This is a genomic window from Haliea sp. E1-2-M8 (genome assembly GCF_030649675.1).
In the GTDB taxonomy this organism is placed as follows: domain Bacteria; phylum Pseudomonadota; class Gammaproteobacteria; order Pseudomonadales; family Halieaceae; genus Haliea.
In genome coordinates this window covers 65,259-90,451 of the sequence record NZ_JAUTDR010000017.1, presented here as the reverse complement: position 1 = coordinate 90,451, position 25,193 = coordinate 65,259, and the positions used below count along the sequence as shown (strand labels likewise).

Annotated in this window: 29 protein-coding genes; 17 read left to right on the top strand and 12 right to left on the bottom strand. The window is 62.5% G+C overall.

All coding sequences use genetic code 11. From position 1 onward, the window contains the following. Positions 1 to 633 precede the first annotated feature (633 nt). Positions 634 to 840: a cytochrome P450 gene (locus tag Q6D67_RS14850; RefSeq protein ID WP_304706449.1), complete on the top strand. Its 207-nt coding sequence runs from the start codon at positions 634 to 636 to the stop codon at positions 838 to 840. On the opposite strand, the gene Q6D67_RS14845 is transcribed toward Q6D67_RS14850, so the two are convergent. The 4 genes from Q6D67_RS14845 to Q6D67_RS14830 form a co-directional block, all read right to left on the bottom strand. Further along, complete coding sequence (locus Q6D67_RS14845) at positions 837 to 1,355, bottom strand: hypothetical protein (RefSeq protein WP_304706448.1); 519 nt, start codon at positions 1,353 to 1,355, stop codon at positions 837 to 839. The two genes, Q6D67_RS14850 and Q6D67_RS14845, sit on opposite strands and share 4 nt — an antisense overlap. A 10-nt stretch (positions 1,356 to 1,365) precedes the next feature. Beyond that, positions 1,366 to 2,115, bottom strand: a complete 750-nt coding sequence (locus tag Q6D67_RS14840) for a superoxide dismutase family protein (RefSeq protein ID WP_304706447.1) — start codon at positions 2,113 to 2,115, stop codon at positions 1,366 to 1,368. 48 nt (positions 2,116 to 2,163) lie between these two features. Next, positions 2,164 to 2,706 (bottom strand): PRC-barrel domain-containing protein, encoded by a 543-nt coding sequence (locus Q6D67_RS14835; protein WP_304706446.1) that lies wholly within the window; start codon positions 2,704 to 2,706, stop codon positions 2,164 to 2,166. A 140-nt stretch (positions 2,707 to 2,846) separates the two neighbouring features. Further along, the gene (locus tag Q6D67_RS14830; protein ID WP_304706445.1) at positions 2,847 to 3,446 is read right to left on the bottom strand and encodes a DUF4112 domain-containing protein; all 600 of its coding nucleotides are present in this window, start codon (positions 3,444 to 3,446) and stop codon (positions 2,847 to 2,849) included. A gap of 208 nt (positions 3,447 to 3,654) precedes the next feature. Between Q6D67_RS14830 and Q6D67_RS14825 the strand changes: the two genes are divergently transcribed. The 3 genes from Q6D67_RS14825 (at position 3,655) to Q6D67_RS14815 (ending at position 5,388) form a co-directional block, all read left to right on the top strand. Continuing rightward, positions 3,655 to 3,933, top strand: a complete 279-nt coding sequence (locus Q6D67_RS14825) for a hypothetical protein (RefSeq protein ID WP_304706444.1) — start codon at positions 3,655 to 3,657, stop codon at positions 3,931 to 3,933. A gap of 126 nt (positions 3,934 to 4,059) precedes the next feature. After that, the gene (locus Q6D67_RS14820; protein WP_304706443.1) at positions 4,060 to 4,293 is read left to right on the top strand and encodes a hypothetical protein; all 234 of its coding nucleotides are present in this window, start codon (positions 4,060 to 4,062) and stop codon (positions 4,291 to 4,293) included. A 45-nt stretch (positions 4,294 to 4,338) separates the two neighbouring features. Continuing rightward, positions 4,339 to 5,388 carry a DUF748 domain-containing protein gene (locus Q6D67_RS14815; RefSeq protein ID WP_304706442.1) on the top strand — a complete coding sequence of 350 codons (1,050 nt, stop codon included), beginning with the start codon at positions 4,339 to 4,341 and terminating at the stop codon, positions 5,386 to 5,388. Positions 5,389 to 5,402: 14 nt separating this feature from the next. On the opposite strand, the gene Q6D67_RS14810 is transcribed toward Q6D67_RS14815, so the two are convergent. The 3 genes from Q6D67_RS14810 to Q6D67_RS14800 are packed head-to-tail and all read right to left on the bottom strand — an operon-like array spanning position 5,403 to position 8,571. After that, on the bottom strand, positions 5,403 to 6,620 hold the full coding sequence (locus tag Q6D67_RS14810; protein ID WP_304706441.1) for a DegT/DnrJ/EryC1/StrS aminotransferase family protein: 1,218 nt from the start codon (positions 6,618 to 6,620) through the stop codon (positions 5,403 to 5,405). Positions 6,621 to 6,657: 37 nt separating this feature from the next. Next, positions 6,658 to 7,428 (bottom strand): SDR family NAD(P)-dependent oxidoreductase, encoded by a 771-nt coding sequence (locus Q6D67_RS14805; protein ID WP_304706440.1) that lies wholly within the window; start codon positions 7,426 to 7,428, stop codon positions 6,658 to 6,660. Between the two features lie 36 nt (positions 7,429 to 7,464). Next, positions 7,465 to 8,571, bottom strand: coding sequence for a DUF1254 domain-containing protein (locus Q6D67_RS14800; RefSeq protein ID WP_304706439.1), 1,107 nt, complete (start codon positions 8,569 to 8,571; stop codon positions 7,465 to 7,467). 191 nt (positions 8,572 to 8,762) lie between these two features. On the opposite strand from Q6D67_RS14800, the gene Q6D67_RS14795 reads away from it, so the two are divergent. The 7 genes from Q6D67_RS14795 to Q6D67_RS14765 all read left to right on the top strand — a co-directional run bounded on the left by Q6D67_RS14795 (position 8,763) and on the right by Q6D67_RS14765 (position 16,318). After that, positions 8,763 to 9,959 carry a DUF1214 domain-containing protein gene (locus tag Q6D67_RS14795; RefSeq protein WP_304706438.1) on the top strand — a complete coding sequence of 399 codons (1,197 nt, stop codon included), beginning with the start codon at positions 8,763 to 8,765 and terminating at the stop codon, positions 9,957 to 9,959. 30 nt (positions 9,960 to 9,989) lie between these two features. After that, positions 9,990 to 10,823 (top strand): SDR family NAD(P)-dependent oxidoreductase, encoded by an 834-nt coding sequence (locus tag Q6D67_RS14790; protein WP_304706437.1) that lies wholly within the window; start codon positions 9,990 to 9,992, stop codon positions 10,821 to 10,823. Continuing rightward, positions 10,820 to 12,067, top strand: coding sequence for a sulfotransferase (locus Q6D67_RS14785; protein ID WP_304706436.1), 1,248 nt, complete (start codon positions 10,820 to 10,822; stop codon positions 12,065 to 12,067). Before Q6D67_RS14790 ends, Q6D67_RS14785 begins: the two co-directional genes overlap by 4 nt. Before the next feature lie 94 nt (positions 12,068 to 12,161). Continuing rightward, positions 12,162 to 13,151 carry an LLM class flavin-dependent oxidoreductase gene (locus Q6D67_RS14780; RefSeq protein ID WP_304706435.1) on the top strand — a complete coding sequence of 330 codons (990 nt, stop codon included), beginning with the start codon at positions 12,162 to 12,164 and terminating at the stop codon, positions 13,149 to 13,151. Between the two features lie 15 nt (positions 13,152 to 13,166). Next, entirely contained in the window at positions 13,167 to 13,928 is a 762-nt protein-coding gene (locus Q6D67_RS14775) for an SDR family NAD(P)-dependent oxidoreductase (protein ID WP_304706434.1), read from the top strand. A gap of 94 nt (positions 13,929 to 14,022) precedes the next feature. Further along, positions 14,023 to 15,639: a fatty acyl-CoA synthetase gene (locus Q6D67_RS14770; RefSeq protein ID WP_304706433.1), complete on the top strand. Its 1,617-nt coding sequence runs from the start codon at positions 14,023 to 14,025 to the stop codon at positions 15,637 to 15,639. A gap of 19 nt (positions 15,640 to 15,658) precedes the next feature. After that, positions 15,659 to 16,318 (top strand): EthD domain-containing protein, encoded by a 660-nt coding sequence (locus Q6D67_RS14765; protein WP_304706432.1) that lies wholly within the window; start codon positions 15,659 to 15,661, stop codon positions 16,316 to 16,318. 41 nt (positions 16,319 to 16,359) lie between these two features. On the opposite strand, the gene Q6D67_RS14760 is transcribed toward Q6D67_RS14765, so the two are convergent. Next, positions 16,360 to 17,229, bottom strand: a complete 870-nt coding sequence (locus tag Q6D67_RS14760) for a TIGR03619 family F420-dependent LLM class oxidoreductase (RefSeq protein WP_304706431.1) — start codon at positions 17,227 to 17,229, stop codon at positions 16,360 to 16,362. Positions 17,230 to 17,402: 173 nt separating this feature from the next. Here Q6D67_RS14760 and Q6D67_RS14755 point away from each other — a divergent pair, with 173 nt between their 5' ends. Genes Q6D67_RS14755 through Q6D67_RS14745 form a run of 3 tightly spaced genes read left to right on the top strand, consistent with a single transcriptional unit; the run spans position 17,403 to position 19,958 of the window. Next, a complete protein-coding gene (locus Q6D67_RS14755) occupies positions 17,403 to 18,656 on the top strand; it encodes a sulfotransferase (RefSeq protein ID WP_304706430.1) in 1,254 nt (417 codons plus the stop codon). A gap of 50 nt (positions 18,657 to 18,706) precedes the next feature. Continuing rightward, positions 18,707 to 19,591, top strand: a complete 885-nt coding sequence (locus tag Q6D67_RS14750; RefSeq protein WP_304706429.1) for a crotonase/enoyl-CoA hydratase family protein — start codon at positions 18,707 to 18,709, stop codon at positions 19,589 to 19,591. 10 nt (positions 19,592 to 19,601) lie between these two features. Continuing rightward, positions 19,602 to 19,958 carry an EthD domain-containing protein gene (locus Q6D67_RS14745; protein WP_304706428.1) on the top strand — a complete coding sequence of 119 codons (357 nt, stop codon included), beginning with the start codon at positions 19,602 to 19,604 and terminating at the stop codon, positions 19,956 to 19,958. A 248-nt stretch (positions 19,959 to 20,206) separates the two neighbouring features. Here the strand turns inward: Q6D67_RS14745 and Q6D67_RS14740 are convergent, their stop codons facing one another. Further along, entirely contained in the window at positions 20,207 to 20,641 is a 435-nt protein-coding gene (locus Q6D67_RS14740) for a nuclear transport factor 2 family protein (protein WP_304706427.1), read from the bottom strand. A gap of 23 nt (positions 20,642 to 20,664) precedes the next feature. Between Q6D67_RS14740 and Q6D67_RS14735 the strand changes: the two genes are divergently transcribed. Continuing rightward, positions 20,665 to 21,009, top strand: coding sequence for a hypothetical protein (locus Q6D67_RS14735; protein ID WP_304706426.1), 345 nt, complete (start codon positions 20,665 to 20,667; stop codon positions 21,007 to 21,009). After that, entirely contained in the window at positions 21,006 to 21,659 is a 654-nt protein-coding gene (locus Q6D67_RS14730) for a Dabb family protein (RefSeq protein WP_304706425.1), read from the top strand. Before Q6D67_RS14735 ends, Q6D67_RS14730 begins: the two co-directional genes overlap by 4 nt. 8 nt (positions 21,660 to 21,667) lie before the next feature. On the opposite strand, the gene Q6D67_RS14725 is transcribed toward Q6D67_RS14730, so the two are convergent. Further along, positions 21,668 to 22,522: an SDR family NAD(P)-dependent oxidoreductase gene (locus Q6D67_RS14725; protein WP_304706424.1), complete on the bottom strand. Its 855-nt coding sequence runs from the start codon at positions 22,520 to 22,522 to the stop codon at positions 21,668 to 21,670. 164 nt (positions 22,523 to 22,686) lie between these two features. On the opposite strand from Q6D67_RS14725, the gene Q6D67_RS14720 reads away from it, so the two are divergent. Beyond that, entirely contained in the window at positions 22,687 to 23,628 is a 942-nt protein-coding gene (locus tag Q6D67_RS14720) for a zinc-binding dehydrogenase (RefSeq protein ID WP_304706423.1), read from the top strand. A gap of 18 nt (positions 23,629 to 23,646) precedes the next feature. Here Q6D67_RS14720 and Q6D67_RS14715 read toward each other — a convergent pair whose 3' ends face one another. Both Q6D67_RS14715 and Q6D67_RS14710 read right to left on the bottom strand, forming a co-directional pair. Then, positions 23,647 to 24,399: a glucose 1-dehydrogenase gene (locus tag Q6D67_RS14715; RefSeq protein WP_304706422.1), complete on the bottom strand. Its 753-nt coding sequence runs from the start codon at positions 24,397 to 24,399 to the stop codon at positions 23,647 to 23,649. Positions 24,400 to 24,410: 11 nt separating this feature from the next. Then, entirely contained in the window at positions 24,411 to 25,175 is a 765-nt protein-coding gene (locus tag Q6D67_RS14710) for an SDR family NAD(P)-dependent oxidoreductase (protein ID WP_304706421.1), read from the bottom strand. Between the last annotated feature and the right edge of the window lie 18 nt (positions 25,176 to 25,193).

Genomic DNA, 25,193 nt, shown 5'->3' with positions numbered 1-25,193 from the left:
TTATCTCCTTTCGCCAAAAGTGCTTGCTGTGATCTGTTCAGATTATGCGGGATTTTCACATAGCCCGCGAACCCCTACACGGTAGAAAAGACACTACCCGGTTCATCAGTCCGACCCCACCACCAGAGTTGCGAGGCCACATGTCCACCGACAACAAGCAAGCCCAATGCCCCGTCGCACAGCTGACGGATCTGGATAATTTCCGCGACGGCGCTCCCTACCCCCTGTTCAATCAGTGTCGGCAGGGGCCCGCTATCTGCTGGGAGGGGGAATCCGTCTCTGCCCGCGGCGGGCACTGGAACGTCTTCCGTCGCCGCGAGATCGACCAGGTAATGAAACACCCGGAACTGTTCAGCAACACCGGCGGCCCCTCGCTGGAGGACACACCCCCGGAACTGCTGAGTCCGGAGATGCAATCCCTGAACTTGATGGACCCGCCCCGACACCGGCAGAACCGCGCCCTGGTGGACTACGCCTTCAAGCCACCGGAAATACGTCGGCGAGAGGACGACTTGCGCGCTATCGCCCGGGAATTGATCGAGGTGGTACAGGACCAGGGGGAATGCGACTTCATCACCAGCATCGCCGCGCCCCTGCCCGTGCGGGTGAACCGGCGCGAACCGGTGCGAACCGGTGCGCCGACACTACCGCACCTTCGGCGTCGGCCCCCATTTTTGTCTTGGGGTGCACCTGGCACGACTCGAGTTGCAGATCGCCTTCGAGGAGCTGCTGGCCAGCCTGACCGACTTCGAGCTGGTGGAGCCGCCGGTACATGCGGTGTCGATGTTCAACGATGGGTTCAAGCGCATGCCGATCCGCTTTCGCCGCAAGCGACGTTAAAGTGTTTCCGCCCGAACATCGAGCAGCTCCCTGGCACGCTGTTTCTGTTCTTCTTCTGTGCAATGCACAACGACAGTCCAGCGGCCGGATTCCGCCGCCTGGCGAGTTGAGCTAATCAGCGGCTCATGGTCGGGCCGCAGGGTGATCGCACCTGCCAGCATCAGCCCGACCAGAGGCGGGAAAAACCCCAAAACGATAAACACCATCACGGGGCTGGAGCGAGTCAATGGCGGACCGAATGTGACCAGTAGCCAGGCGGCCGCGAGGCCCAACACAAGAAATGCCAGCCCCAGGACGAGGTGGGATTTAACCGCGGTGCGAGCTATGCCGCGGGATTCTGGCTCCACCTTGGAACCCAGCCGCTGGTCCCCGGGCACCACCAGTTCCACCCGGGACTGGCTCAGGCCAGAGTCCGCCGCGAGCTGCGCAATCACGCTCTCGGCCGACTCCCGGGTCTCGAATTCAGCGCTAACTTTGCCGGGATACTGCTCACCGTGTGTATCAAGCAACCCCATGGCGTCTGCTTCACTGCGCCGAAGACTTGCTTTCACCGCGAATGACGCCACAGCCCACCCGGTCACCGGCGTCGCCCGCAGGCTGGCTCTCCAGATCGTCCTTTTTAAGGTGGATCACGACCGCCCTGTCCAGTATCGACGTGGGTCCGGATAACGCCAGACCCCTGAAAGTCAATTCGGTATCCACCCGGCCATCCCCGTCCGCTTCTATATTGCCCATGTCTCCCGCGTGCCGCTCGGCGGCGTCCGGAGAGCCGTGAGAGGTATCCTGTGGGTTGAAGTGACCCCCTGCAGATGAGGCGTCATCCGCCGAGCAATCACCCACCTCATGGATGTGGATACCGTGAGGGCCCGGCTCCAGCCCCTCCAGGTCGACGGTGACCCACATTTCCTGATCACCTTCGCCACCTTCGCCCAGGGCGAATGTCACAGTGCCCTCTGCCTTGCCGTGTATCGTCGGCCTGACCTGGGCCAGCGCCGATTTCGGCTCCGCGTCCTGGGAATCGCCAGGGGCTTCACCGGATGTTCTGGCGGCGCCCTGGTCCATCTCGTCGGGATCCATCTCACTGGAAGTAACGCGATCAGTGTAGTCAGGCCTGGCATCCCCCGCCGCACGTTCCTCCGGCGCGGGCGCGGCGGGCGGTGTGGCGATACTGTCAGTCTCCCGACCGGAATCGCAGCCCACGACGACCATCAGAACAGCGAGGGTGGCTGCGCGAGGCAGCAGGTAGCCTGTTGTTACTGTTTGCTGAGTTTTCATGAGAACCTCAATAGTGTGTTGCCTACCCTGCGACCGTGATGCATCAGGTTACAGATCGTCAGTCGTTTGTTCTATTTTATCACCCATTTTCTCGGCGCCACGCTTGGTCTTGTCCCAGGCAGAATCGCTTGCTTCCTTGGTGCTTTCCCAGGCGCTCTTGGTATTCCGCTTGGTCTTGGCCCAGGCTTGCTTCAGATCTTTCCGAGTCTCAGTCCACCAGTCTTCATCGTACTCGGGGAAATTCTTCAGTGCTTCCTGGGTTGCCTCCATATGCACTTCGTACTCAATGTCATCGAACTCGCTATCATGGCTTTCAGTGCGAACGGTGAAAGTACCGCGTTTCGCCACCACTTCACGCCCGCCCATACCGAGAACCTCGCCGGTTTCGATAATCAGGGCATGGACTGACATATCGTCACCCAGCAGGATGTCTTCGACCTCGCCGACTTCCTCGCCAGTGGAATCGTAGACGTCAGCGTCCATTAATTCGTCAACTGAATACAGGCCCTGCTCCGCGATGACCGAAAAACTCAGAGTGAGGCTTCCCGCCAACAGCGGAGCGCCGAGCTTCTTGATAAATGGTGTCTTCATTGTGAACTCCTTCGCCGTGGTACCTGGCGTGTATTGTGGTCGCAATAAGCTTGGGCGCCGCGCAAGTGTTCCAGACCGGGGCTCAAGCTTGCTGACAGCTTGTACCTAAATTCGGTTGGCTTCTGTGCGAGAGCGAACAATCAGCCGCCTGTCAGCAATCGGACCAGGGCGATGCCAAGAAGGGTCACGCCAGTGACCAATCCAGCCAGGAACAGGATCGCTGTGGCCGCAGTCGCGGCAACTACCCAGCGACTCTGCCGTCGAACAGCACCGGTATCCTGTTCAAAGCGTTGCAACAACTGCACATTGCGCTGGTTGGCTTTAAAGGCAAAATCAAATAAATCGCCGACAATGGGAATGGTGCCGATAACCGTTTCAATGGCGACGTTACCCGCCATCCGCAGCAGCACGGAGCGCGGTGTGCCCATGCGCCAGGCGCCGAAAATTACAGCCGACGACAAGATAGCGCCAAGCGCATCGCCGATGCCCGGAATCAGGCCGATAATGCCGTCCAGCCCGATACTGCGTCCAAAGGGGAGAGGTATGCTGCTGTCCAGTAACCAGGCGTAGCGCGCCAAAAGGCGGCTATTGTTGCCTGCGCTTGTATTACTCGTGCCAGTCATCGCGTAACCTCGGACGAATTCCCCGATGCCGATTGATCCACTGTGAGCCGCCCGCTGGTGCAGGCTGCGCTCAGGGTGCAATGGCAATGGCTGATCAAAGCCCTGCCTGCGCCACAATTCTACTCTCCATCCCGCCACAGTCCATCAGGTAGTTATGTACCTGAGCTCTCACAGCCTATGTGCGTAATTGAACAGACGCTGGATATCCGCTGGCGTACGCTGATTATTGAGCGCGCATTCGGGCGGGGACACCGTCAGGAGGGGCTGTAGCTTTTACACCAACTACGGAGAGACATGAATCATGAGCAATTCTGGAAGCAGGGAAATGAAACGACTCAAGCGCGACTTTTCGGACCTGCGCAGCGATATTGGCGATCTCGGCCACGCCCTGAGCAATATCGGCGCTGAACGCGGCAGGACCCTCTACCAGCAAACCGCGCATCAGGGGCTCCGCCTGCGGGACACAGGGGAAGCTGCGCTGGATTCCGCACAGCATATGCTTCGCTCAAGGCCTGTCAGTTCCACGTTGATGGTCGTAGCTGTTGGCTGCATCGTCGCTGCAGCAGTCAGTGCGTACCGGAAGACCCATTATAGAGATGGTTGATATTCCAACCGGCGGCTGTCAAACGGCTGCCGGCCACGCACCCGGCGGGCGTTTCTGAGAGCTGGCCCGTAATCCGAGAAAACATATCCGGTGGAACCAATCCTTGATGCCCTGCAATGGCCCGCAATGGCTGCCACCCTCATCGCAGCATGGTTGGTAGGTTCGCAGTCAGCGCGCAGGCGTCAATGGGGCTTTGGCTGGTTTATTCTGAGTAATCTTCTGTGGACAGTCTGGGGCTGGCATGCAGCGGCCTACGCGTTGATCGCGCTACAGGCAGGCCTGTTCGCGCTCAACATCCGGGGCGGCCGCAAAAACGAAGCGGGCGCACATGGAACTGAACCCGTGAATCCGGATTCGTGAGCAGCTCCCGTTGGCGCCAGCCGTCAAGCCACCGCAGAGTGAGTGATGCCGTCCGGACGTAATTTGCGCATCATCGTGATCGTCGCGGCTATCGCCGTGATGCTGATCATATTCCGGGCCAGCCTGCCGTGGCTGGTGCGGGATTATCTCAACGACCAGATGGCTGACATGGGCGCATACAGTGGCCATGTATCAGAGGTGGAAATCAATCTGTGGCGCGGTGCCTCCACTGTGCAGGAGCTGCAGTTTACCAAGATCTCCGCGAACTTTCCGGTTCCACTGCTTCGGGTAGACTCGGTCGACCTGGCCCTGAGCTGCTCCGCCCTGCTCAGCGGTGCCGTGGTTGCGGAGATCGAGTTCTATCGCCCCGAACTCAATTTTGTGGACGATGAAGAGCTCGGCGGCCAAACTGGCAGCGGCACCAACTGGCAGGAAGCGTTGCAAGAGCTGGTACCGATAGAAATCAACCGGCTCGGCATCCACGACGGCACCATCCACTTCCGGAACTTCAACTCCGAGCCCGCCGTGGACCTTGTGCTGAGCGATCTGAACGGCGCCATCGACAATATATCCAATGTCGATCGCAGCGAGGGGGCCCACCCGGCAGCCATGCGCTTCACCGGTATCATGCTGGAAGACGCCGAGACCCTGCTCGAGGGCCAGCTCGACCCGCTCGGGGATTTCCGCGATTTCAGTTTCCAGATGAAGATAACCGGAATCGACCTGCGGCACCTGAACACTCTCAGCGAAGCCTATGCCAACTTTGACTTCGAGTCCGGGCACGGGGATTTTGTGCTGGAGCTTGAGGCCAGGAACGGCGTGCTGGCAGGCTACGCCAAGCCTTTGCTCGACAACGTCACCATACTGGACCTCGAGGGCGACCTGGAACAGGGGGTGCTCAGCGCCGCGTGGGAGGCCGTGGTCGCGGGACTGGGACAGCTATTCCGCAACCAGCCGGAAAATCGCATCGCCTCGCGCATAGAAATTCGTGGCAACGTCGACCAGCAGGATATCAGTGGCTGGCAGGCTTTCATGTCCATCCTGCGGAATGCCTTTGTCGATGCCTACGAGGCCACTTTCGAGCCCAAGGCATGACGACGCCGTAACCGTCAAGCCGATTGCTGCCCGATGAAGTCATCCAGCACCTGATACAGATACTGGCAGTCCTCGTTGGTCATGGTGGGATGGCAGGGCAGCATGAGCCCGTGGCGCATGACCCGCTCCGCATTGGGGTAACCGGCAGGGTCGAGGCGGTAGTTCACCTCCTTCATCATCGGTTGTAACGCCACATGGCCGGAGAAGATCACCCGGGTAAAAATGCCCGCTTCCTCAAGATGTACTTGCAACTTGCGGCGGCTCCAGCCCAGTTCCGGGCGGAGCATCACCGGGTAGCAGATCCAGGTAGTGAAGACATCCCCGGACACGCGCGGCTTGATGAAGTACTCGCTGTGGCTGTCCATGTACTCGTCGTGCAGGCGGAAGCGCTCCTGACGCAGCCGGGTGAATTCGTCCAGCTTGTTCAGCTGCTCGTGGCCAAAAGCGGCGCCGGCCTCATTGGGAATAAAGCCATAGCCCAGCTCCTCGAAGATGAACATGCCGTCGTACTCGATGTCGCCCAGGTCTTCCAGGAAGCGGCCATCGCTCTCCTGCTGCCGGGAACCGTACAGGTATTTCTCCGACGAACGACCCCAGGCCCGCAGCATCAGGCCGCGATCCCACAGCGCCGGGTCATTGATCGCCACCAGGCCGCCGTTGCCGAGGCAGGTGATGATATGGAAGATGGAGAAACTGGTAATGCTGATGTCGCTGCGGTTGCCCGCGGGAGTACCGCGGAAGGTCCCACCCAGGGTATCGGCACTGTCCTCGATGATCTTCAGGCCGTGCTTGTCGGCTATGGCGCGCAGCCTGTCCCAGTCGGGCATGCCGCCGACCAGATTGGGCACCAGCATGGCCCTGGTCTTGGGTGTAATCAGCGGCTCGATACGGTCGATGTCGATCTGATAGGTATCGGGCTCCACGTCCACCAGCACCGGGATATGGCCGTTGAGCACGATGCTGGAGATGTCGGTGCCAAAAGTGAGGGTCGGCGTCAGGATTTCGGAACCGGGCGGCAGGTCCAGCAGGCGCACCGCCAGCAGCAGCGCCGAGCTGCCCGAGTTGACCATCACCCCGTATTCCTTGCCCAGCAGTTTGGCGCAGCGGCTTTCAAAGCTTGAGGTCTGGCCGGCAACCACCATGCTGGTCTCCATCACCTTGACCACCGCATCTATTTCCTTCTGGTCCAGCATCGCCCCGCCGTAGCGGATTTCTCTCGGGGGTAGTCTCATATCAGCTCCTCTTTCCAAACCTTGGCAGCAAAAACTTTCAGCGCATCAGCGCCCCACCGTTGACGTTGTACACCTGGCCGTTGATCCAGCGGCCCTGTTCCGACAGCAGCAGGGCGACAACCGCCGCTATATCCTCGACCTGGCCGAGACGGATGCCGGGAATCCGCGCCAGCATGCCGTCCAGCAGCTCCTGCGGGACCTGGCCGCCGGCCTGCATCTCTGGCGTGAACACGAACCCCGGCGCCACGCAGTTGGCGGTAATTCCCTCCCGCCCCCAGCGGGAGGCAACGTGGCGCATCAGGGCATTGAGCCCGCTCTTCGCTGCGGCATAGGCCGGACGGGTATTCTCACCCACATCCGCAGCACTGGAGCTGGTATAGACAATCGCCCCCTGGCCCCGCTGCAGAAGGTGTGGCAGCACCGCACGCGTGCACAGCAGATGGCCGCGCAGATTCACCTGCAACGTGCGGTCGAATACTGCCAGATCTTCCGCCAGGGCATCGCTGTCCTCGAAAATGACACGGAGGTCCGCGGCGTTGACATGGGCACCGTCCAGGCCACCCAGCTGGGCGACGGCCTGGCCGACCGCCTCGTTGACCGTACCTTCATCCGCGATATCAATCGGCAGGGCAAAAGCTCGCCCGCCAGCGACGCGAACGTCCTCCGCGACCTTGGTTGCAGCATCCAAATTGATGTCCGCCACACAGACGTGAGCGCCCTCCGCTGCAAGCTGCTTGACCGTTGCGGCACCAATGCCGGTGCCGGAACCGATGACGATGATGGCCTTGTTGTTGAGTCGCTCACGCATGCGCCTGATTCTCCTGTGTAACTAAAGATTATACGCTCAGGGCAATCGCCTGATCGCGGGGGGTGCATACTCGCCCGCCAGCACTTCCGCCGCAGGCTCAAAGAATCGCAGAGTTACAAACAACGGCCCGTCGTTAACAGGTAGCCAATTGACACCCTCCGTATCAGGGCGGGTCTGCTGCAACCGCACCACCACCGAACCGTCGGCACGCCTCTTGAGGTCGGACATGCGATCTGTCACCGCGTAGCGCTCCAGGCCGCGCCGTATCCCCGCGGGCACACTACGCGCCAGGAATTCCGCGTTGGGCCCTATGCCAACCTGATTCATCTGAGCCATCAACAGCTCCTCGCCCTCGATACGCGGGTTCTCGCGCAGGAAACTGTTGAGCACCTCGAAGAAAGCCAGCGATGTAAGCGCCTCCCGCTCCGGCAGTGCGAAATCCGCCGGAGGACGCTGCGCACCCGTCATGCGGAATCGATACATGACCTGTCGCGCCGCCGCCAGGTCATCCGGGCCGTCCACCAACACCCGGCCCAGCAGGTAGGCCTGATGGGTGCGCATAGGCATGATCTGCACTTCCTCTGGCGCCTCGCCCTGCCAGTTCGGCCCGACCACAAGAATCTGCTGTGCGCCCGTACCGGTGGTTCGGCGCCCGCTGTGCTGGACCTCGGAGTACATATCCGCGTAGGTCAGTACGTAATAGCGACCATCTGTGTCCGGCGCCTCAATCAGGACGGGCTCATCGGTCAGATCCATCCACGCCGTGAAGTACAGGGTGCTGGTGTTGGGCCCTCGCCCGGCATAGAGTCCACCCGGCTCTGCGAGGTTATCCTGGAAGGCTATCTGGTTGACCGGGGCATAGACGCCACCCGGATCGCGTTCCGGTGTGATCTGGTCGCGCATGACGCGCAGGTAGTCGACCACAGGGTAGCCATAAAAATAGGCTTGTAGCCCCGCCACGTAAGCGAGCGCCTGTTGCCGGTGTTCGATAATTGCCGCGGGGTCTGGCCGCGATGAAGTGGGGGCAGCGGCTACGGCTTTAACACCAGCGACGCCCAACAGAACTGCCAATAGCGACACTGCACCAAGGCCGCGCGTTGCGTAGACCAATGCAACCGCGATCGCCGATTTCAGGTAGTGCACAGCATATCCCCGGGAAGGCTTTGAGGGGGAACCGTAATCCAGCGGGTCGCTTTACAACAGGGCCGGAGCGGGCAAGTGGTGATCTGGACTAAAGATGTAGACCAATGCCGGGGCATTTCGCGGTGGCCTGCTTGTCAGCGGCGATCTCACGGCCCACGATGGTCAACCCGATAAAAATGAGGAGTGAGCGGATGAACAACCGGGACCATGGGTCCAGGGACCAGCAACTGCTTGAGGCCTGGGACCAGTTCTGCGATCAGCTCAAGGCCGCCGGCCGCATTCCCTTCCGCGACGGCGTACCCGGGGGCGACCTCAGCCGCAGCGCCGGCTTCCGCTGCCTGGCCCAGAACATTGGCCTGGGCATGCAGTTCTTCCTGGAGAACGACGACCCCCTGCACCCGGAACTGCTGCACTACTTCGACCCGCTGCGCAAACAGGGGGGCGATAACCCCGACGCCGTCTACCTTGGCGCCCCCATCAACGGCACCGACACCTATCGTATCAGCGGCTATCGCGGTAACGCTCGCTACTTCGCGGTCACCGCCGTGGAAACCGGCAACACACCCTGGGGTGGCGGCGTCGCCCACGCCCTGTTCGGTCAGGATTTACAGGTAGAGCCGGACGGCAGCTTCGAGCTTATCTGCAGCCCGCACCCGCATCCGGGCAACTGGCTGCAAACCTCGCCGGACACGTTTAGGGTCACCTTTCGCCAGTTCTTTGCCGACTGGGAACACGAAAAGCCCATGCACGCACGCATCGACCGCTTGAGTGACACCCCGGCACCGGCAAAGGTGATGGATCCCGAGCGCCTGGGCAGAGGCCTGGACGCGGTATCCCGTTGGGTAGGAGATTCCCTGAGCTACTGGGCGGACATGATCGAGCGCTGGAAAGTGCAGCCGAACACGTTCCTCTCGTACCGCCAGCTGGATGACAACGCCATCGACGCCACGCCCGGCGGTGAACCGCTGATAGCCTACTGGCAGCTACCCACGGACGAGGTGATTATCGTGCGGGTAAAGCCGCCGCAGGCGCATTACTGGGCTGTGGAATTTGGCAACTACTGGTGGTGCTCCATGGACTATCGCAGCGTGCTCTGCAACACCAACTGTCACTATGCCCGACTGGAGGATGACGGCGAGCTGATCCTCGTCATCGCCCACGCGGACACCGGCCACGCCAACTGGCTGGACCCTGCCGGTTTTCAGGAAGGCTATGTCACTGTGCGCTGGATGCAGGCCGACCACTATCCAATTCCGCAGGCCACCCAGATCAAGCTCAGTGAGCTGGACCGCCATCTTCCGGAAAACGTGAAGCGGGTGGACGCACGTGAGCGCGCCGCGCAGATTGCCGCGCGCCGCAGCGGCACCATCCAGCGCTTCGGCGTCTGACATTTTTACCAAATACCCGAGGAGCTGCCCATGGATCTGCAACTGCAAGGCAAGACCGCCGTCATCACCGGCGGCAGCGGCGGCATCGGCCACGGCCTGGTGCTCGAGTTCGCCCGCGAGGGGCTCAACGTGGTCAGCGCCTCGCGGGACGCCGCCACCGGTGAGAAGCTGGCGGCGGAAGCGGCGGAGCAGGGGCTGCCGGGACGGGTGCTGGCGGTGAAGACCGACGTTACCGACCGCGCCAGTGTCAACGCCATGGTAGCGCGCGCCAACGCCGCATTCGGTCCGGTGGACGTGCTGGTCAACAACGCAGGCGGCGTTGCCCACCCCTCCGACTTCGATAAGCTGGACGAGGACGCCCGGCGCTGGGAAATCGCGCTCAATGTGGACGGCGTGGTCAACTGCTGCCAGGCGGTGGCGGAGGACATGCTTTCACGCAAGACCGGCAGCGTCATCAACATCTCCTCCAACTCCTCCCTGCTCGGCGAAGCGGCAGCCAACGTTGTTCACTACGGCGGCGTGAAGGGCTTCGTCAACAGTTTCAGCAAGGGCCTGGCCTGGGAGTGGGCGGGCAAGGGCGTGCGGGTGAACAACATCTGCCCCGGCTGGATCGTGCCCCATGAAGCCGATGACGTCGGCGCAGGCAGTTTCTGGAACCGCTTCGGCTTCGATACCATGGGCAAGCCGGCGGATATGGAAAAGGCCCTGCAGGAAGGTACCCTTTACAACATGAGCGGCCTGCCCATCCCGCGCCTGGGGCGGCCGGAAGACATTGCCTGGCTGGCCCTGTTCCTGGCCTCGGAGCGCTCCGGCTACATCACCGGCCAGCTGATTTCCGTCAGCGGCGGCGCCTACATGCCATGAAGAGCAGCTGGACACCCCCACCGCGCCCCGACTGGGTACAGCAGGTGATCGACGAGGGCCGGCACATGGATATCCGCAGCCTTGTACCCCTGCAGGCCGAGGAGCTGATGGCCACCGCGCGGCGCAATACGGGCTTCGACGACTTTGGCAGCGACGAGTGGCTGGAGGGTTTCCACGTCTTCCTCAAGGCCCTGGAGGAGGAAGCCGACCTGCATCTGCTGGGCCGGTTGATGACCCGCTCGGACATCCTGCGCTGGCTGGAGGCGCGGCTGGGCATCGAAGCCGCTTACGCAGAACACCCCGCAATCGACGAGGAGGAGATCGAGCACCCGGTTTTCGTCACCGGCCTGCCCCGCGCCGGCACCTCCATCCTGTTTGAATTGTTGGCACAGGACAGCCAGTTTGGTTCGCCGCGCAACTGGGAAATGATGTTTCCCTACCCGCCACCGGACACCGCAAGCTACCACAGCGACCCCCGGATCGAACGCTGCCAGCACCTGGTCACCCAGTGGAGCCGGGTGGTGCCCACCTATGCAGCCATGCACGAGATGGGGGCCAATATCCCCAATGAATGTATCGTCGCGATGAGTTGCACCTTCTTGACCGAGAACCTGCCGGGCCAGTACCAGATTCCGAGCTACAACGCCTGGTACTACCAGCAGGACCTGGACTACGCCTACGCTTACTACAAGCGCATGCTGAAATTGCTGCAGTGGCGCAACCCGCGCCGGCACTGGTTGCTGAAGGCGCCCTCCCATCTCGGCAATCTGCGGGTGCTGTTCCGCACCTTCCCCGACGCGCGGGTGGTGATCACCCACCGCGATCCTGTCGTCGCCCAGGCTTCGGTCACCAACCTGCTGGGCACCCTGTACTGGATGCGCAGCAGCCAGCCCTTCGACGCCGGCGCTTTCGAGAATCTGATGACACCGGAAGCAGGTGCCGCACGGCTGAACGGGGTCGTCGACCTGCTGCGCGCGGGCGCGGTGCCGGAACAACAGCTGCACAATTTCCTCTATGCGCAGCTTGTGGATCAGCCGCTGGACGCGCTGCAGGCGCTGTACCGGGAGATGGGCCTGAACCTGGAACCCGCCGCCCTGCAGGCGATGCAGGGCTATCTGCAACAGAAGCCCCAGGGCAAGTTTGGCCGACACCAGTACAGCATTGGGGAGCAGGAAGAGAACGCGCGCAAGCGCCAGCTGTTCCAGCGTTATCAGCACTATTTCAAGGTTCCAGACGAAGTGTAGGTCGAAACTGAACGCCCGGGGCAGCCCTATAGGGCGCCGGGGCAACAATGCAATCCGGGCCGGCTGCGCAGGCCGCCCCCTGATGGAGAAAGCAATGGCTTTTGTCTGCGTTAAATACGAATGCCGCGCCCCTGCGGAAACCACACAACTTTCCATGGCGGACATGTACGACCTGGCCCTGGAACAGATCGCCTGGATCGATGCCCAGGGCTATCCGGTGACCATCAACTTCTGCGAGCACCACGGCAGCGAGGACGGTTATCTGCCCAGCCCCAGTGTGCTCGCCGCCGCCGCGGCGCGCATTACCCGCAATGTGCGCCTGCAGGTGAACGTGCTGGTGCCTTTCAGCGATCCCCTGCGGGTGGCGGAAGATGTGGCGGTGCTGGACCATCTCAGCCGCGGTCGTGCGGAAGTCCTGCTGCTGGGGGGTTACGTCGGTTCCGAGATGGAGATGTTCGGGGTGGACCCGAAGCAGCGCGGCGCCCTGATGGACGAGGGGGTCCAGACCCTGAAGCGGGCCTGGAGCGGAGAGCCCTTCCGCTTCCGTGGACGTAACGCCCACATTACCCCAGGACCACTGCAGACCCCGCACCCGCCGATTCTCATGGGCGGCAGCGCGGCACCGGCGGCACGGCGCGCTGCCCGGGAGGGCGACGGCTTTATCGCCGGCATGCCACACCTCAATGAGATCTACGTAGCCGAGTGCAAAAAACTGGGCAAGGCACCGCGCTTCCAGGCGGAGATGGCCTTTTCCTTTCTCTACGTGTCCGAAACGCCGGAACAGGACTGGGAGCGGCTGGCGCCCTGCGCCCTTTACGAGACCAACTGCTACGCCCGCTGGCAGAGCAGCTCCGACCTGGACATGATGTTCAGCAGCGCCATGGATGCGGATGCGCTCAAGGCCCTGGGCACCTACCAGGTGGTGCGACCGGAAACCGTGCTGGAGAAGGCGCCCTCGCTGGCGCCGAACGACGCCTATGTCCTGCACCCGCTGGTGGGTGGACTGGACGCGGAAACCAGCTGGCGTACCCTGCGCAACTTTTTCGACAAGGTGGCGCCGAAGGTGGCGATCAACCCACTATAAAAAGGATGACCACTCATGCACACCATTGATCTGACGGGAAAAGTGGCGCTGGTTACCGGCGGCAGCCGCGGGCTGGGCAAGGCCATGAGCCTGGGACTGGCGAACGCCGGCGCCGATGTCATTGTCGTCAGCCGTCGCCTGGAGAACTGCGAGGCAGTGGCTCAGGAAATACGCGGCAAAGGTCGCAAGGCACTGGCGCTGGCGGCCCATATGGGGCGCACCGAGGATCTGGATACCGTGATAACCCGTGCCTACGACACCTTCGGGCATGTCGATATACTGATCAACAATGCCGGCATGAATCCGGTGATGGGTGAACTGTCCGAATTGCAGGTGGACCTGTTCCAGAAGCTCTTTGACGTCAACACCAAGGGACCCTGGTACCTGGCTTCCCGCATGGCGCCGCGAATGGCAGAGCACGGCGGCGGCTCGGTCATCAACGTTGTTTCCGTCGGTGCACTCAAGCCCTCGGCGCTGGTGGGATTCTACGCCGCGACCAAGGCGGCACTGGATGCCCTGACCAAGGTAATGGCAGCCGAGTGGGCTGGCAAGGGCATTCGCGTCAACAGCCTGGCGCCGGGAAGCTATCACTCCGACCTGTTTGACAGTGCCGCCAACATACCGGGCTATATGGACGGCGCGATCAACGCCTGCCTGCAGAAGCGGGTGGCAGAGACCGATGAGATTATCGGCCCGGTGCTGTATCTGGCGAGCGACCTGTCGAGCTATACCACGGGACACACGCTGGTCAGCGACGGCGGTTATATGGTGCTTTGACGCCATTGATCCCCCTATCCCTTTTGGCCTTCCGGCGCTGCGGCGGATGCAGTAACCTTGGCCTCAAGCGGTTACGCCGGTTTCGGAAGCTCCCATGGAAACACCAGCAATGAACACGCAGACGCTAGCGCGCCAGACGCTTTTTGACACACTCCATCGCAGTGCCCGTCGCCACCCGGACAAGCTCGCCCTGCGCCAGGGTGAGCGCGACCTGAGTTACCGCGAATTCCGGGACCTGTGCCTGAGCGTTGCCGGCGGCCTTGCTGACATGGGGATACAACCGGGTGACCGGGTGGCCATTCTCTCCCGCAACTCCATCGCCTTCGCCGCAGTGCGTTACGCCGTAGCCGCTATTGGCGCCATCCTGGTGCCGGTCAACTTCATGCTCAACGCGCGGGAGACTGCCTACATTCTCGGGCACTCCGGGGCCCGCCTGTTGTTCGTCGGCGCAACCGAGGGTGACAAGGCGCTGGCCGCGGCAGCGGAATGCCCGGAGATTGAGCAATTGGTTTGGTTGGCTGGCGACAGTGCCAACGACACACCCGCAGGCATGATCCCCTTCGGCGAACTATGCAGCGGCGGCCACTACACCGACAATCCCGGCATTGACGCCAATGCTCCGGCGCAGATCATATACACCAGCGGCACTGAATCTGCGCCCAAGGGCGCTGTATTGAGCCATTCAGCAATCCTGTGGCAATACAGCGCCTGCCTGATCGATGCCGAGATCGCTGAGGAAGACACCACCCTGCACGCCCTGCCGTTGTTCCACTGCGCCCAGCTCGACTGTTTCCTCGGGCCTGCGATCAAGGCCGGCGGGCGCAACATCATCACCGATGACAACACGCCGGCCAAGCTGCTGCGCCTGCTGGCCGAAGAACAGGTGAGCTCATTCTTCGCCCCGCCCACAGTCTGGATCTCGCTGCTGCGCAGTGAGCATTTCGACCAGTCCGACCTCAGCAATCTGCGCAAGGGCTATTACGGCGCCTCAATCATGCCAGTGGAAATCATGAAGGAGATCCATGCCCGCCTGCCCGACATTCGCCTGTGGAACCTGTACGGGCAGACCGAGATGGCGCCCATGGCCACCATCCTCAAACCGGCCGACCAGCTGCGCAAGGCCGGATCCGCGGGCCGCCCGGCGCTGTACACGGAGACCCGGGTGGTCAACGACGCGGGCCGCGACGTAGCCGTGGGCGGGATCGGTGAAGTGGTGCACCGCTCGCCGCAGCTGCTCACCGAGTACTTCCGCGATCCGGAGCGCACCGCGGCGGCATTCGAGGGCGGCTGGTTCCACAGCGGCGATCTTGGAGTCATGGACAGCGAAGGCTACCTGACCATCGTCGATCGCAAAAAGGACATGATCAAGACCGGTGGCGAGAACGTTTCCAGCCGCGAGGTAGAAGAAGTGATCTACCAGCTCCCGGAAGTGTCGGAGGTTGCAGTGATCGGCCTGCTCCACCCGCACTGGGTAGAGGCGGTGACTGCGGTGGTGGTCGCCAGGGACGGCTGCCAGGTGGATCCAGACACCGTAATCCAACACTGCGCCGCGCAACTGGGCGGCTTCAAGGTGCCCAAGGCAGTGCTGACGGTGGACAATCTGCCGCGCAACCCGTCCGGTAAAATCCTCAAGCGCAACCTGCGCGATACCTTCGCCGCTACTTTTATGACGACAGGCTCTCAGGCGCATACTGATAAAAACGCCCGTTGACCAACTCGAAGGAACTGCCATGAAATCTGTCTGCCTGCTCTCCCACCGCCCTGGCTCGACCCGCGAAGCGTTTCGCGAATACTACGAAACCAGCCACTCCCGCCTGGGAAGCCGTTATTTTCCCTTCAGCAAGTATGTGCGCAACCATGTAGTGTCCTCCGCTGGCGAGGTGGACTTTGACGTCATCACCGAATTTTTCTTCGACGATGGGGTGGATGTTGCCGGCGTGCACAGCGGTCGCGTTCGGGAGATTCTGGACGAGGACGAAAAACGGTTCATGGACCAGCGCCTGATTCGCCCCGCAGGCTCAGAGGAAATGCTGCTCTCGGGCAGTGCCCGGGATATTGCCCCCGCCGGCACACAGCGGCAAATGCTGATGCTGACTCATGCCGGCGACGCCGGAAACTTTCGGGATGCTGTGAACAGCTGGGGCAAGCAACTGGCGGAGGAAGGCGGCCTGCCCCGCGTCAGCGTCGATTACACCCAGGCCCATGCGCCCAGTGGCGAGGGCCGGTTTCCCTTCGACGCAGTGCTGAGCCTGTGGTTGCCGGAAAATGGCGGTGCGCTGAGTGGGCTGTCGCCGCCTGCGGCGCTGGAGCTGCGGGCAGACGTGCTGACCGAGGTCTGTGAAAGTACTCCGGAATTGCTGCGCGAGCTGTACGCTCCCGAAACACCTTGAGCGGGCGCGCCGTCCCCAGGTTTTTCGCTCAGCCCACCCTCTCAACCCAGCGGCTGGACAAACTGCCTGGCGAAACTCTCCATAAACCGCTTCTTGTCATCCAGTGAGGAGCGCGCCCCCAGAGCAAACGTGAAGGGTAAATTGACCCCGTCGGTCATACCCTGCTCACCCAGCCGCTTGAAGGTGTCCAGATCCGGGCTGGTGGTAAGGCCGACGATGGTCTCGAACGGTTCCGACTCGCGGCCCGCTTCGCGACGATATTGGCGCAGTCTTTCCATGATGGCGGGCACCTCATCCGGCGCATTGCCTGCGCCCAGCCAGCCCTCGCCTCGAAACGCTGCCCGCTTGAGCGCAGCATCATTGGCACCGCCCACCAGAATTGGCACCTGCCGCGATGGCGCCGGCTCGATGCAGAGCCGGGGGAAAGTGTAGTACGGCCCCTGGTGTTCCACCATGCCACCCTGCCACAACTTGCGCATGACCTCGAGCATGTCGTCCATGCGCTTGCCGCGGGCGCTGAACTCCACGCCGTAGATATCGAACTCATCCTTCATCCAGCCTGCGCCAATGCCCAGGGCGAAGCGGTTGTCACTGAAGATCGCCAGCGACCCCGCCGCCTTGGCCACTTCAAACGGATTGCGCAATGGCAGCACGTATACCGAGGTAGAAAGGCGCAGCCGGGTGGTGGCAGCTGCCATGAAGGCGAGGCTGACCCAGCAGTCGGGATAGGGCGAATCTGATGGCATGGGCGGTTTGCCGTCATCGGAATAGGGATAGGGTGCGTGAACCGTTTCCGGAAACACCGCGTGATCGGCATTGAGCACACCCTCGAAGCCCAACTCCTCGGCGAATTTCGCTACCGCCACCAGTTGCTCTGGTTCGCACCAGGCCAGGGACTGCCAAAACTTCATCGGTTCAACTCCTTGAATTCTGTTACAGATTTTAGCTGACGGATCGCCATGCGATAGCCTGCCATCTGTTTGACGCTTGCATTACACTGCAAGGATAAAAGCATTGCCACATGAGCCCGGTACATCTGCCGGAACTGCAAGTTCCCAACCAATAACTTGAACTGAACCAGCCCATGTCTACTGCCATTCGTATACACGACCTCGCCCACCCCGAGCTGACTGATATCCAACGAGCCGCGATCGCCTACGGGGAACAGCAACAAATCGACTTCAGCGAGGAGGCAGTGCTGGCCGCCGCCCGGGAGCGCACCGGGCTGGCGGATTTCGGCCCGGAGGACTTCCGCGAACGCCTGCAACTGCTGCTGGACGAATGGGGCCATGATCCCGACATGACCGGCAGCCAGCGGGCCAACCTGTTTGGCTACCTGGTGCGCTACGCCAGCAATCGCCTGCTGATCCAGGACCAGTGGCAGCGCCATCCCGAGATTCTCGAGCAGGAAATCCGCCAGCCCATTATTGTCGCCGGCCTGCCCCGCTCCGGCACCACCCACCTGCTCAATCTTCTCGCCGCCGACACGCGGTTTCGCTCCCTGCCCCTGTGGGAGTCCTACGAGCCGGTTCCGTTGCCGGGAGAGCCGCCTCTGCCCGATGGCGGGGATCCGCGCTACCTGCGCTGCGAGCAGGCGTGGGAGGGCATGCAGCAGGTGACCCCGCTGCTGGCGGCGATGCATCCCATGCACCCGGACCATATCCACGAAGAACTGGAGCTGATGGGGCCGGATTTCGCGTCCTACAATTTCGAGTGGCTCGCGCCCAGCCCGCGCTGGCGCGACCACTACTATCAGCATGACCAGACGCCCCACTACCAGTACATGCGCGATGTCCTCAAGCTGCTGCAGTGGCGCCAGGGTCCGGATCGCTGGGTGCTGAAGTGCCCACAGCACCTGGAACAATTGCCGGTGCTGCAGGCCGTGTTTCCGGATGCTACCTGTGTCATTACCCATCGCGACCCGGTGGCGGTAATCCAGTCGGCTGTAACCATGGTTGCCTATGGCTACCGCATGGGCCGCAAACGCATCGACACCCGCGCGGTTGTCGAATACTGGAGCGATCGGGTGGAGCACCTGCTGCGCGCCTGCGTACAGGACCGGCAGCGCTTTCCGCCCGAGCAGAGCATTGACATACTGTTCCACGAATTCATGGCAGACGATATGGCCACGGTTGCCAAAATCTACGAAACCGCGGGGGTGGAGTTGACGGTTACAGCCCGGGCGCAGATGCAGGCCTTTATCGACGCCCACCCGCGCGGCAAGGAGGGGAAGATGGTGTACGACCTGAAGGGCGATTTCGGAGTGGACCCGGCGGCACTGCGGGAGCGCTTCAGCTTCTATTTCGAGCAGTTCCCCGTGCGCGCAGAGCAAGGTTGAGCCCCGGTCCGATCTGACAATTTGAAAACCCTGCAGAAAGGGAAACCCGCATGAGCTATCAGACCCTGCGCTACGAAGTCGACGACGGCCTGCTGCTGCTGACTCTGAACCGCCCCGACGACCTCAATGCCTTTACCGTGGAAATGGCCAACGAACTGGTGGCCGCGTACAACCGCGCCAGCGACGACGACAGTGTGGGCTGTATCGTGGTGACCGGCGCTGGCAAGGCCTTCTGCGCGGGCATGGATCTCTCCATCGAGGGCAATGTCTTCGGCCTGGACGAAAGTCTAGAACCTACCCTTGGCGACCTGCGGGACCGGCTCGACGATCCAGCGATTTCACAAGGTGTGCGCGATACCGGGGGCCGTGTGGCCATGGCCATGCTGAACTGCCGCAAACCCATCGTCGGCGCGATCAACGGCGCGGCGGTGGGCATCGGCGCCACCATGACCTTGCCGATGGATTTCCGCTTTGCCTCCACCAGGGCCCGCTTCGGCTTCGTCTTCGGGCGCCTGGGCATTACCCCGGAGGCCTGCTCCACCTGGCTGCTGCCGCGCATCGTCGGGCTGCAACAGTCCCTGGAGTGGCTGTATCGGGCGGATATCTTCGATGCGGATGAAGCCCGGAACAAGGGCCTGGTGCGCGAGGTGCTGGAACCGGATGAGCTACTGGATGCAGCCTGTGCCTTTGCCCGCAGCCTGGTCACTGATCGGTCTCCGGTCAGCGTTGCCCTGATCCGGCAGATGCTCTACCGCAACAGCGCCATGGAATCGCCGCTGGAAGCCCACCGCGTCGAATCACTGGCCATGTTCTACACCAGTACCGGCGACGGCAAGGAAGGAGTTGCGGCCTTCCTGGAAAAGCGCAGCCCCGAGTTTACCGCCCAAGCCTCCGCCATGCCGCCCTTCTGCGCAGAATGGCCCACCGAAAAATAGGACCGCCCGTATGCACAAGTCCATCGCCCTGCTGAAATGCAAGCCTGGCCTCTCCCGCGAGGCCTTTATCGACTACTACGAGAACCGTCATGTACCGCTGATCCGCAGCCTGTTGCCGCAGATCTGTGGTTATCGGCGCAACTTCATCTGGCCAGAGGGCGCCTATATCAACGAGGCAGCCGCGGAACGGGATTTCGACGTTATCACCGAAATCTGGTTTGCCGACCAGGCCGCCTACGACGCCGCCATGGCGCTGAGCGCGCTGCCGGAGATCGGCGGGCGCATCGCCGAGGACGAAGAGAACTTCCTGGATCGCTCCCACACCCGTATGTTCGTGGTGGACGAGCATATTTCGGACTTCAGTTGAGCTACAGGGCAGCCCTGTTCTGCGCGAGTGGGGCGCGGACAAATTGTGGACGGGAGCCGCGCGGTGCTGGTGTGGCAACGGGAATCCTGAATCGCTGGTCGCTGCTACGCAGTCTCTGGTGGGAACGCAGTCTCTGGTGGGAGCGCAGTCTCTGGTGGGAGCGCAGTCTCTGCGCGATCCAGCCCCGGACACGTCGGCAAACAGCGACCGTTTATGTCTTGCCGGCGCACTTGAATTACTCAAAAAATTCAGCCGTCAAACAACACCCTTGGCTCGCCAACAGACAATACCCAATGCGCATCCCGGCGCACGATACGCCAGCCCTCGGGTCGGCGCGCCCACTGGTCGGTGTACTCGCCGTGGGTGTCGTAGAAGCTCTGCGCGTAGTCACCCTTGCCCTGGTGCCGGGCCTGCACATAGGCCCGGGTCACAGCGCTGTCACCGTTGAGTTCCAGCTGCACACTGCCGATCAGATGCTGCATGGTGCTGCAGCGATCATGAAAGCTGCGGAACTGTGTCAGCAGCGCTGCCAGACCCTTCTGCTCCCGTCCGTCGCCGTAATTGAAGCTGAGGTCCTCGGCAAACACCTCGCCGACACGGTCCCATTCATTGCGATCCACCACTCGCGGGAATTCGCTCAAGGTGTTTAGTATGCTGCGTTCGTCACTGAAACTGTCCGCCATTATTGTTCTCCACGGAGGTTGCTGTGAGCAAGGTACACATTCTTGACGAGATTGTCCTGCAGCCCGATGACATCAATGCCGTGTTGCAGCGGCTGGAAAACCAGTACCTGCCGGGGCTGCCCGCCCGCCATACGCTCAGCCTCAGCCAACGCTGGGTGTCGCCACCGGTTCGGCTCGATGGTCAGCCGAACACCCTGTGGCTGCTGTGGGCAGTAACGGATGTCTACGGCTATTACACCATGCGGGGTACGGCCGGCCCGGAGGTCTCCGCATTCTGGGAGGCGGTGGATCAACTCTGTCTGCAGCGGCGGCGCCACGTAATGGGTGATGCCCGGCAGCCACTCCCCCAGTCTCTGGAGGACGCATGAGCGCGCTGGAAACGGTACAAGTCTTTCTGCAGGAGGACGCCGACCTTGAAGCGGCCGAGACCGCCCTGCACACGCAGTTGGAGGCAGCCCCGGGCCTTGCCGGCTGGCACTGCGGCCGCAACCTGGAGGGCTGCTGGGGCGGCGGGCAGTTCACGGTAGACCTGCTCTGGCACGCCTACGCCGACAAACCAGCAATGGAATTCGGCAGCCTGCCCGGCTTCACCAGCGCCGATGCCGTCTGCTACCAGACTGTGGCCAGCGGCCAGCGCGACCCCGGTCTGCGCCAGGGCATCTGGCGCACGCTGCTGCTCAGCGTGCGCGAGGGCGTGCCGGCCGCGGAGGTCGAGACCTTCGAGCAGGAACTGCTGGGCATGCCGCGCTACATGGCGGCGATCCGCAACTGGCGTCTGGGCCGGGTGACCACCCCGGGATCGCGCTGGACCCACGTATGGCAACAGGAATACGCCGCCATAGACGGCCTGATGGGGGAATACCTGCTGCACCCCTATCACTGGGGCTGGGTGGACCGACGCTTCGACCCCGAGTTTCCTGACGTCTGGGTCGTGGACACGGGGCTGTGTCACGTATTCTGCGCGCTGGAAAACAGCATCATCGCGCGCGCAGCAGCCAACGCGCACCCGGATATCTGATCCCCGCGTCACCCCACGCCCAGACCCGCCAGCACCTCCGGAGGCAGCGACGGAGCGGAGAGTTCCGACAGATGCCGGGCCCGGTTGTTGGCAAACTCCCGGGTGGTTTCCGGGTGTGTGGACACCCAGAAGCGGCCTTCGGCGATCTGCGGCAGAATCCGCTCGGCGGCCTCGAACCCGGTAATGCCGTCCGACTTCAGCATATTGCGCATGATCTCGCGGTGCCGGGCGTTGACCGGATCCTCCCCGGTTTTGGAATCCTCGAAGATCCGCGTTGCCACCGGCCCCGGCAGGATGGCCGAAACATGGATAGGCGCTTTCTTCACCTGCATCTCCAGGTACAGGCACTCACTGAAGGAAAGAATAGCGTGTTTGCTGAGCACATAGGAGGTCTGGATCGGCATGATCCCCAGGCCGCCGATCGAGGATGTGTTGGCTATCCAGGCGCGCTTGCCCGCTTCCAGCATGCGCGGCGCAAACGCTCGCACCCCGTGGATGGCGCCGTGGATATTGACATTCAGGGTCTTTTCCCACAGGGCTGCGGGCAGCTCCCAGACATAGCCGAGGGTTTCGATGCCGGCGTTGTTCACCAGCAGGGTGACATCGCCAAAGGTCTCATGCGTCACGGCCGCCAGCCGGTCCAGGGCTTCCGGCTCGGCGACGTCGGTGTGCACCGCCAGTGCCTCGGCACCCCCGGCGCGGACTTCCTCCGCTACCTGTTCGGCGCGATCCAGCGCCACGTCCGCCAGCACCACCCGCATGCCTTGCTGCGCCGCGAGCCGGGCGAGCCCCTCCCCTATTCCGGACCCCGCGCCCGTAATGACTGCGACGCCGCCCCTGAAAACCGCCATGTCCTGACCCATGCTGGAAACTCCCTGATTGGTATTCGCCACATTATCCCATGAATAAACTGCTCAGGTGGCAAGTCCATGACCCGGGATGCGGGCACTGTTTCCTCTCTTGTCCCCAACCGGCATTCAGGACACACTGAAGCTAAGGGTTACTAAAAGCGAAATTGGAAAACGCAATGAAAGCTGTCCGCTGTCACAATCACGAAGTTCAGGTCCACGAGGTACCCGCTCCCAGCGGGGATGGCGTGCGGGTGAAAGTGGCCTCGGCCGGTATCTGTGGTAGTGACCTGCACTTCTGGCAGGACGGCTGGCCAATACCTTTCACCCTGGGCCACGAAATCGCCGGCGTCACCATGGACGGAACCGCGGTCGCCATCGAACCGACGGTGTACTGCGGCCACTGCGAGCGCTGTGTGCGCGGGGATTACAACCTGTGTGTGCGCGGCTCGGAGGCCGTTCTGGGTGTGGGCCGCGATGGCGGCATGACCGAGGAGCTGATCATCCCCGAGAAGTGTTTGGTGCGCCTGCCCGGGGGGATCCGCACCGAGGATGCCTGCCTGGTGGAGCCCCTGTCCGTAGCGGTGCGAGGTATCGCCCTGGCGGGCATCAGCGACAAACACAAGGTTGCCATCATCGGCGGTGGCAGCATCGGCCTGTGTGCGGCAGCCATTGCCCGCCAGGCGACGTCAAAAGTGCATTTGTTCGCGCGCCACGACGCCCAGAAGCGGGCCGGGGAAATTCTCGGGGCAACCCTGGGCGGCGCTACGGACGACTATGACCTGGTCATTGATTGCGCGGGAACCGACAGCGCGATGGCGCAGGCCGCGGACCTGTGTCAGCCCGGCGCCACTATCCTCATGCTGGCCTCCTACTGGGGTGGCCTGACCATGCCAGTGATGCAAATGATGATGAAGGAGCTGCGCACGGTGACGTCCATGGCCCAGGCGCGCCAGGGTCTGGTAAGGGATGTGGAGATTGCCGCCGCCGTGCTGGCGCGCAATCCCCTGATCGCGCCCACCCTGATCACCCATCGGCTGCCACTGGAAGCCGCGGCGGAAGCCTTTGCCATCGCCGCGGACCGCAAGCAGGGCGCCATCAAGGTCGCGTTCAACCCCTGACGACGGCGCAAGGTGCAACTACTGCACAGTCAGCCCGCCATCCACAACGAGGGCATGGCCCACCACATAGCCGGCGTCCTCGGAACACAGCCACAGCACCGCCCTGGCAATCTCCTCGGGGGATGCGAGGCGGCCGATGGGATGGTTGGCACCGACCAGGGCCTTGTCCACCCCATCGGCCAGATTATCCTGCAGCATCTGCGTGTCCACCGCGCCGGGGCAGACTGCGTTGATACGGATGCCGCGGCTGGCATACTGCAGGCCCGACGCCTTGGTGAGCCCCACCACCGCGTGCTTACTGGCGGTATAGGCAGGCTTGTTGACCACGCCGACCACGCCCGCCGCCGAGGCCAGGTTGACGATGGCACCACCACCCTGCTTCAGCATCTGGGCAATTTCATGCTTGAGGCACAGAAACACCCCCTGCACATTAACCCCCAGGATGCGCGCCATGGTGGCCTCGTCCCACTCAGCCTCCGGGGCGACCTCGGGGTCGATCCCGGCATTGTTGATGGCGATATCGAGGCGGCCGAAACGGGTCACCGCCTGCCGCACCATGGTCGCGGTGTCGGCGCTGCTCTGCACATCCGTGCGCACGAACGCCGCCCTGCCGCCCGCCGCCTCGATCAGCGCCACGGTGTCCCGGCCTGCATCCACAATATCGGCGACTATGACGCTGGCACCCTCTGCTGCCAGCGCGCAGGCGACCGCACGACCGATACCACCGCCCGCGCCCGTTACCAGTGCCACTTTTCCTGCGAACTTCTGCATTACCAATCTCCTTAACGCTGGGACGAAATGTTGCCGCCATCCACCACCAGTTCCGAGGCGGTGATATAGCTGGCCAGATCCGATAGCAGGAACGCCACCGCGTTCGCCACTTCACCAGGTTCCCCGAGGCGCCCCAGCAAAATACGGCGCTCGAAGCTGCCCTCGGGCAGGGCGTCCACGGCCGGCTGCAGCATCGGCGTACGGATCTGCCCCGGGGACACAGTATTGATGCGCACACCGCGCTGCCCCAGATCATCGGCCAGCGAGCGCACCAGGGAAATCATGCCGCCCTTGGAGGCGCTATAGGCGGGAATCAGGCCGTTCCCCAGAGTGGCATTGATGGAGCCAATACCCACCACCGCGCCATGCCCGGTCTGTTCAAGGTCGGGCAGCAGCGCTTGTACGGCCAGCAGCAGCGCCCTGAGGTTGACGTTCATCAACCGATCCCATGCCTCCACCTCGGTGTCGGCGACCGGCATTTGCAGCACCATTCCCGCGGCATGCACCAGCCCGCCAATAGCCCCAATGGCCTCCCGGCTGGCGGCTGCAGCCGTGTGGATGGCCGCCGGGTCCGCGACATCTACCCGCAGCCCGACAGCGGCAATCCCATGCTCGGCGCTGAGCTCGCCGGCAAGCTTGCTGGCCGAATCCTGGTTCAGATCCCACAGGGCGATCGCCCGCCCGGATGCGGCCAGCACCTCGGCACAGGCGCGGCCGATGCCCGATGCGGCACCGGTTACGACCACCCCGCTAGTGAGGGCATTTGCTTCTTGCATGTCAAAACTCCCAGGTCA

What these genes read in the sequence shown, in the direction of transcription:
- Q6D67_RS14765 (WP_304706432.1), top strand. Translation starts at nt 15,659, where the DNA reads ATGAAATCTGTCTGCCTGCTCTCCCACCGCCCTGGCTCGACCCGCGAA.
- Q6D67_RS14820 (WP_304706443.1), top strand. Translation starts at nt 4,060, where the DNA reads ATGGCTGCCACCCTCATCGCAGCATGGTTGGTAGGTTCGCAGTCAGCG.
- Q6D67_RS14845 (WP_304706448.1), bottom strand. Translation starts at nt 1,355, where the DNA reads ATGGGGTTGCTTGATACACACGGTGAGCAGTATCCCGGCAAAGTTAGC.
- Q6D67_RS14840 (WP_304706447.1), bottom strand. Translation starts at nt 2,115, where the DNA reads ATGAAAACTCAGCAAACAGTAACAACAGGCTACCTGCTGCCTCGCGCA.
- Q6D67_RS14740 (WP_304706427.1), bottom strand. Translation starts at nt 20,641, where the DNA reads ATGGCGGACAGTTTCAGTGACGAACGCAGCATACTAAACACCTTGAGC.
- Q6D67_RS14750 (WP_304706429.1), top strand. Translation starts at nt 18,707, where the DNA reads ATGAGCTATCAGACCCTGCGCTACGAAGTCGACGACGGCCTGCTGCTG.
- Q6D67_RS14785 (WP_304706436.1), top strand. Translation starts at nt 10,820, where the DNA reads ATGAAGAGCAGCTGGACACCCCCACCGCGCCCCGACTGGGTACAGCAG.
- Q6D67_RS14725 (WP_304706424.1), bottom strand. Translation starts at nt 22,522, where the DNA reads ATGGGTCAGGACATGGCGGTTTTCAGGGGCGGCGTCGCAGTCATTACG.
- Q6D67_RS14790 (WP_304706437.1), top strand. Translation starts at nt 9,990, where the DNA reads ATGGATCTGCAACTGCAAGGCAAGACCGCCGTCATCACCGGCGGCAGC.
- Q6D67_RS14810 (WP_304706441.1), bottom strand. Translation starts at nt 6,620, where the DNA reads ATGAGACTACCCCCGAGAGAAATCCGCTACGGCGGGGCGATGCTGGAC.
- Q6D67_RS14805 (WP_304706440.1), bottom strand. Translation starts at nt 7,428, where the DNA reads ATGCGTGAGCGACTCAACAACAAGGCCATCATCGTCATCGGTTCCGGC.
- Q6D67_RS14770 (WP_304706433.1), top strand. Translation starts at nt 14,023, where the DNA reads ATGGAAACACCAGCAATGAACACGCAGACGCTAGCGCGCCAGACGCTT.
- Q6D67_RS14795 (WP_304706438.1), top strand. Translation starts at nt 8,763, where the DNA reads ATGAACAACCGGGACCATGGGTCCAGGGACCAGCAACTGCTTGAGGCC.
- Q6D67_RS14815 (WP_304706442.1), top strand. Translation starts at nt 4,339, where the DNA reads ATGCCGTCCGGACGTAATTTGCGCATCATCGTGATCGTCGCGGCTATC.
- Q6D67_RS14825 (WP_304706444.1), top strand. Translation starts at nt 3,655, where the DNA reads ATGAAACGACTCAAGCGCGACTTTTCGGACCTGCGCAGCGATATTGGC.
- Q6D67_RS14710 (WP_304706421.1), bottom strand. Translation starts at nt 25,175, where the DNA reads ATGCAAGAAGCAAATGCCCTCACTAGCGGGGTGGTCGTAACCGGTGCC.
- Q6D67_RS14755 (WP_304706430.1), top strand. Translation starts at nt 17,403, where the DNA reads ATGTCTACTGCCATTCGTATACACGACCTCGCCCACCCCGAGCTGACT.
- Q6D67_RS14745 (WP_304706428.1), top strand. Translation starts at nt 19,602, where the DNA reads ATGCACAAGTCCATCGCCCTGCTGAAATGCAAGCCTGGCCTCTCCCGC.
- Q6D67_RS14720 (WP_304706423.1), top strand. Translation starts at nt 22,687, where the DNA reads ATGAAAGCTGTCCGCTGTCACAATCACGAAGTTCAGGTCCACGAGGTA.
- Q6D67_RS14760 (WP_304706431.1), bottom strand. Translation starts at nt 17,229, where the DNA reads ATGAAGTTTTGGCAGTCCCTGGCCTGGTGCGAACCAGAGCAACTGGTG.
- Q6D67_RS14780 (WP_304706435.1), top strand. Translation starts at nt 12,162, where the DNA reads ATGGCTTTTGTCTGCGTTAAATACGAATGCCGCGCCCCTGCGGAAACC.
- Q6D67_RS14715 (WP_304706422.1), bottom strand. Translation starts at nt 24,399, where the DNA reads ATGCAGAAGTTCGCAGGAAAAGTGGCACTGGTAACGGGCGCGGGCGGT.
- Q6D67_RS14775 (WP_304706434.1), top strand. Translation starts at nt 13,167, where the DNA reads ATGCACACCATTGATCTGACGGGAAAAGTGGCGCTGGTTACCGGCGGC.
- Q6D67_RS14730 (WP_304706425.1), top strand. Translation starts at nt 21,006, where the DNA reads ATGAGCGCGCTGGAAACGGTACAAGTCTTTCTGCAGGAGGACGCCGAC.
- Q6D67_RS14835 (WP_304706446.1), bottom strand. Translation starts at nt 2,706, where the DNA reads ATGAAGACACCATTTATCAAGAAGCTCGGCGCTCCGCTGTTGGCGGGA.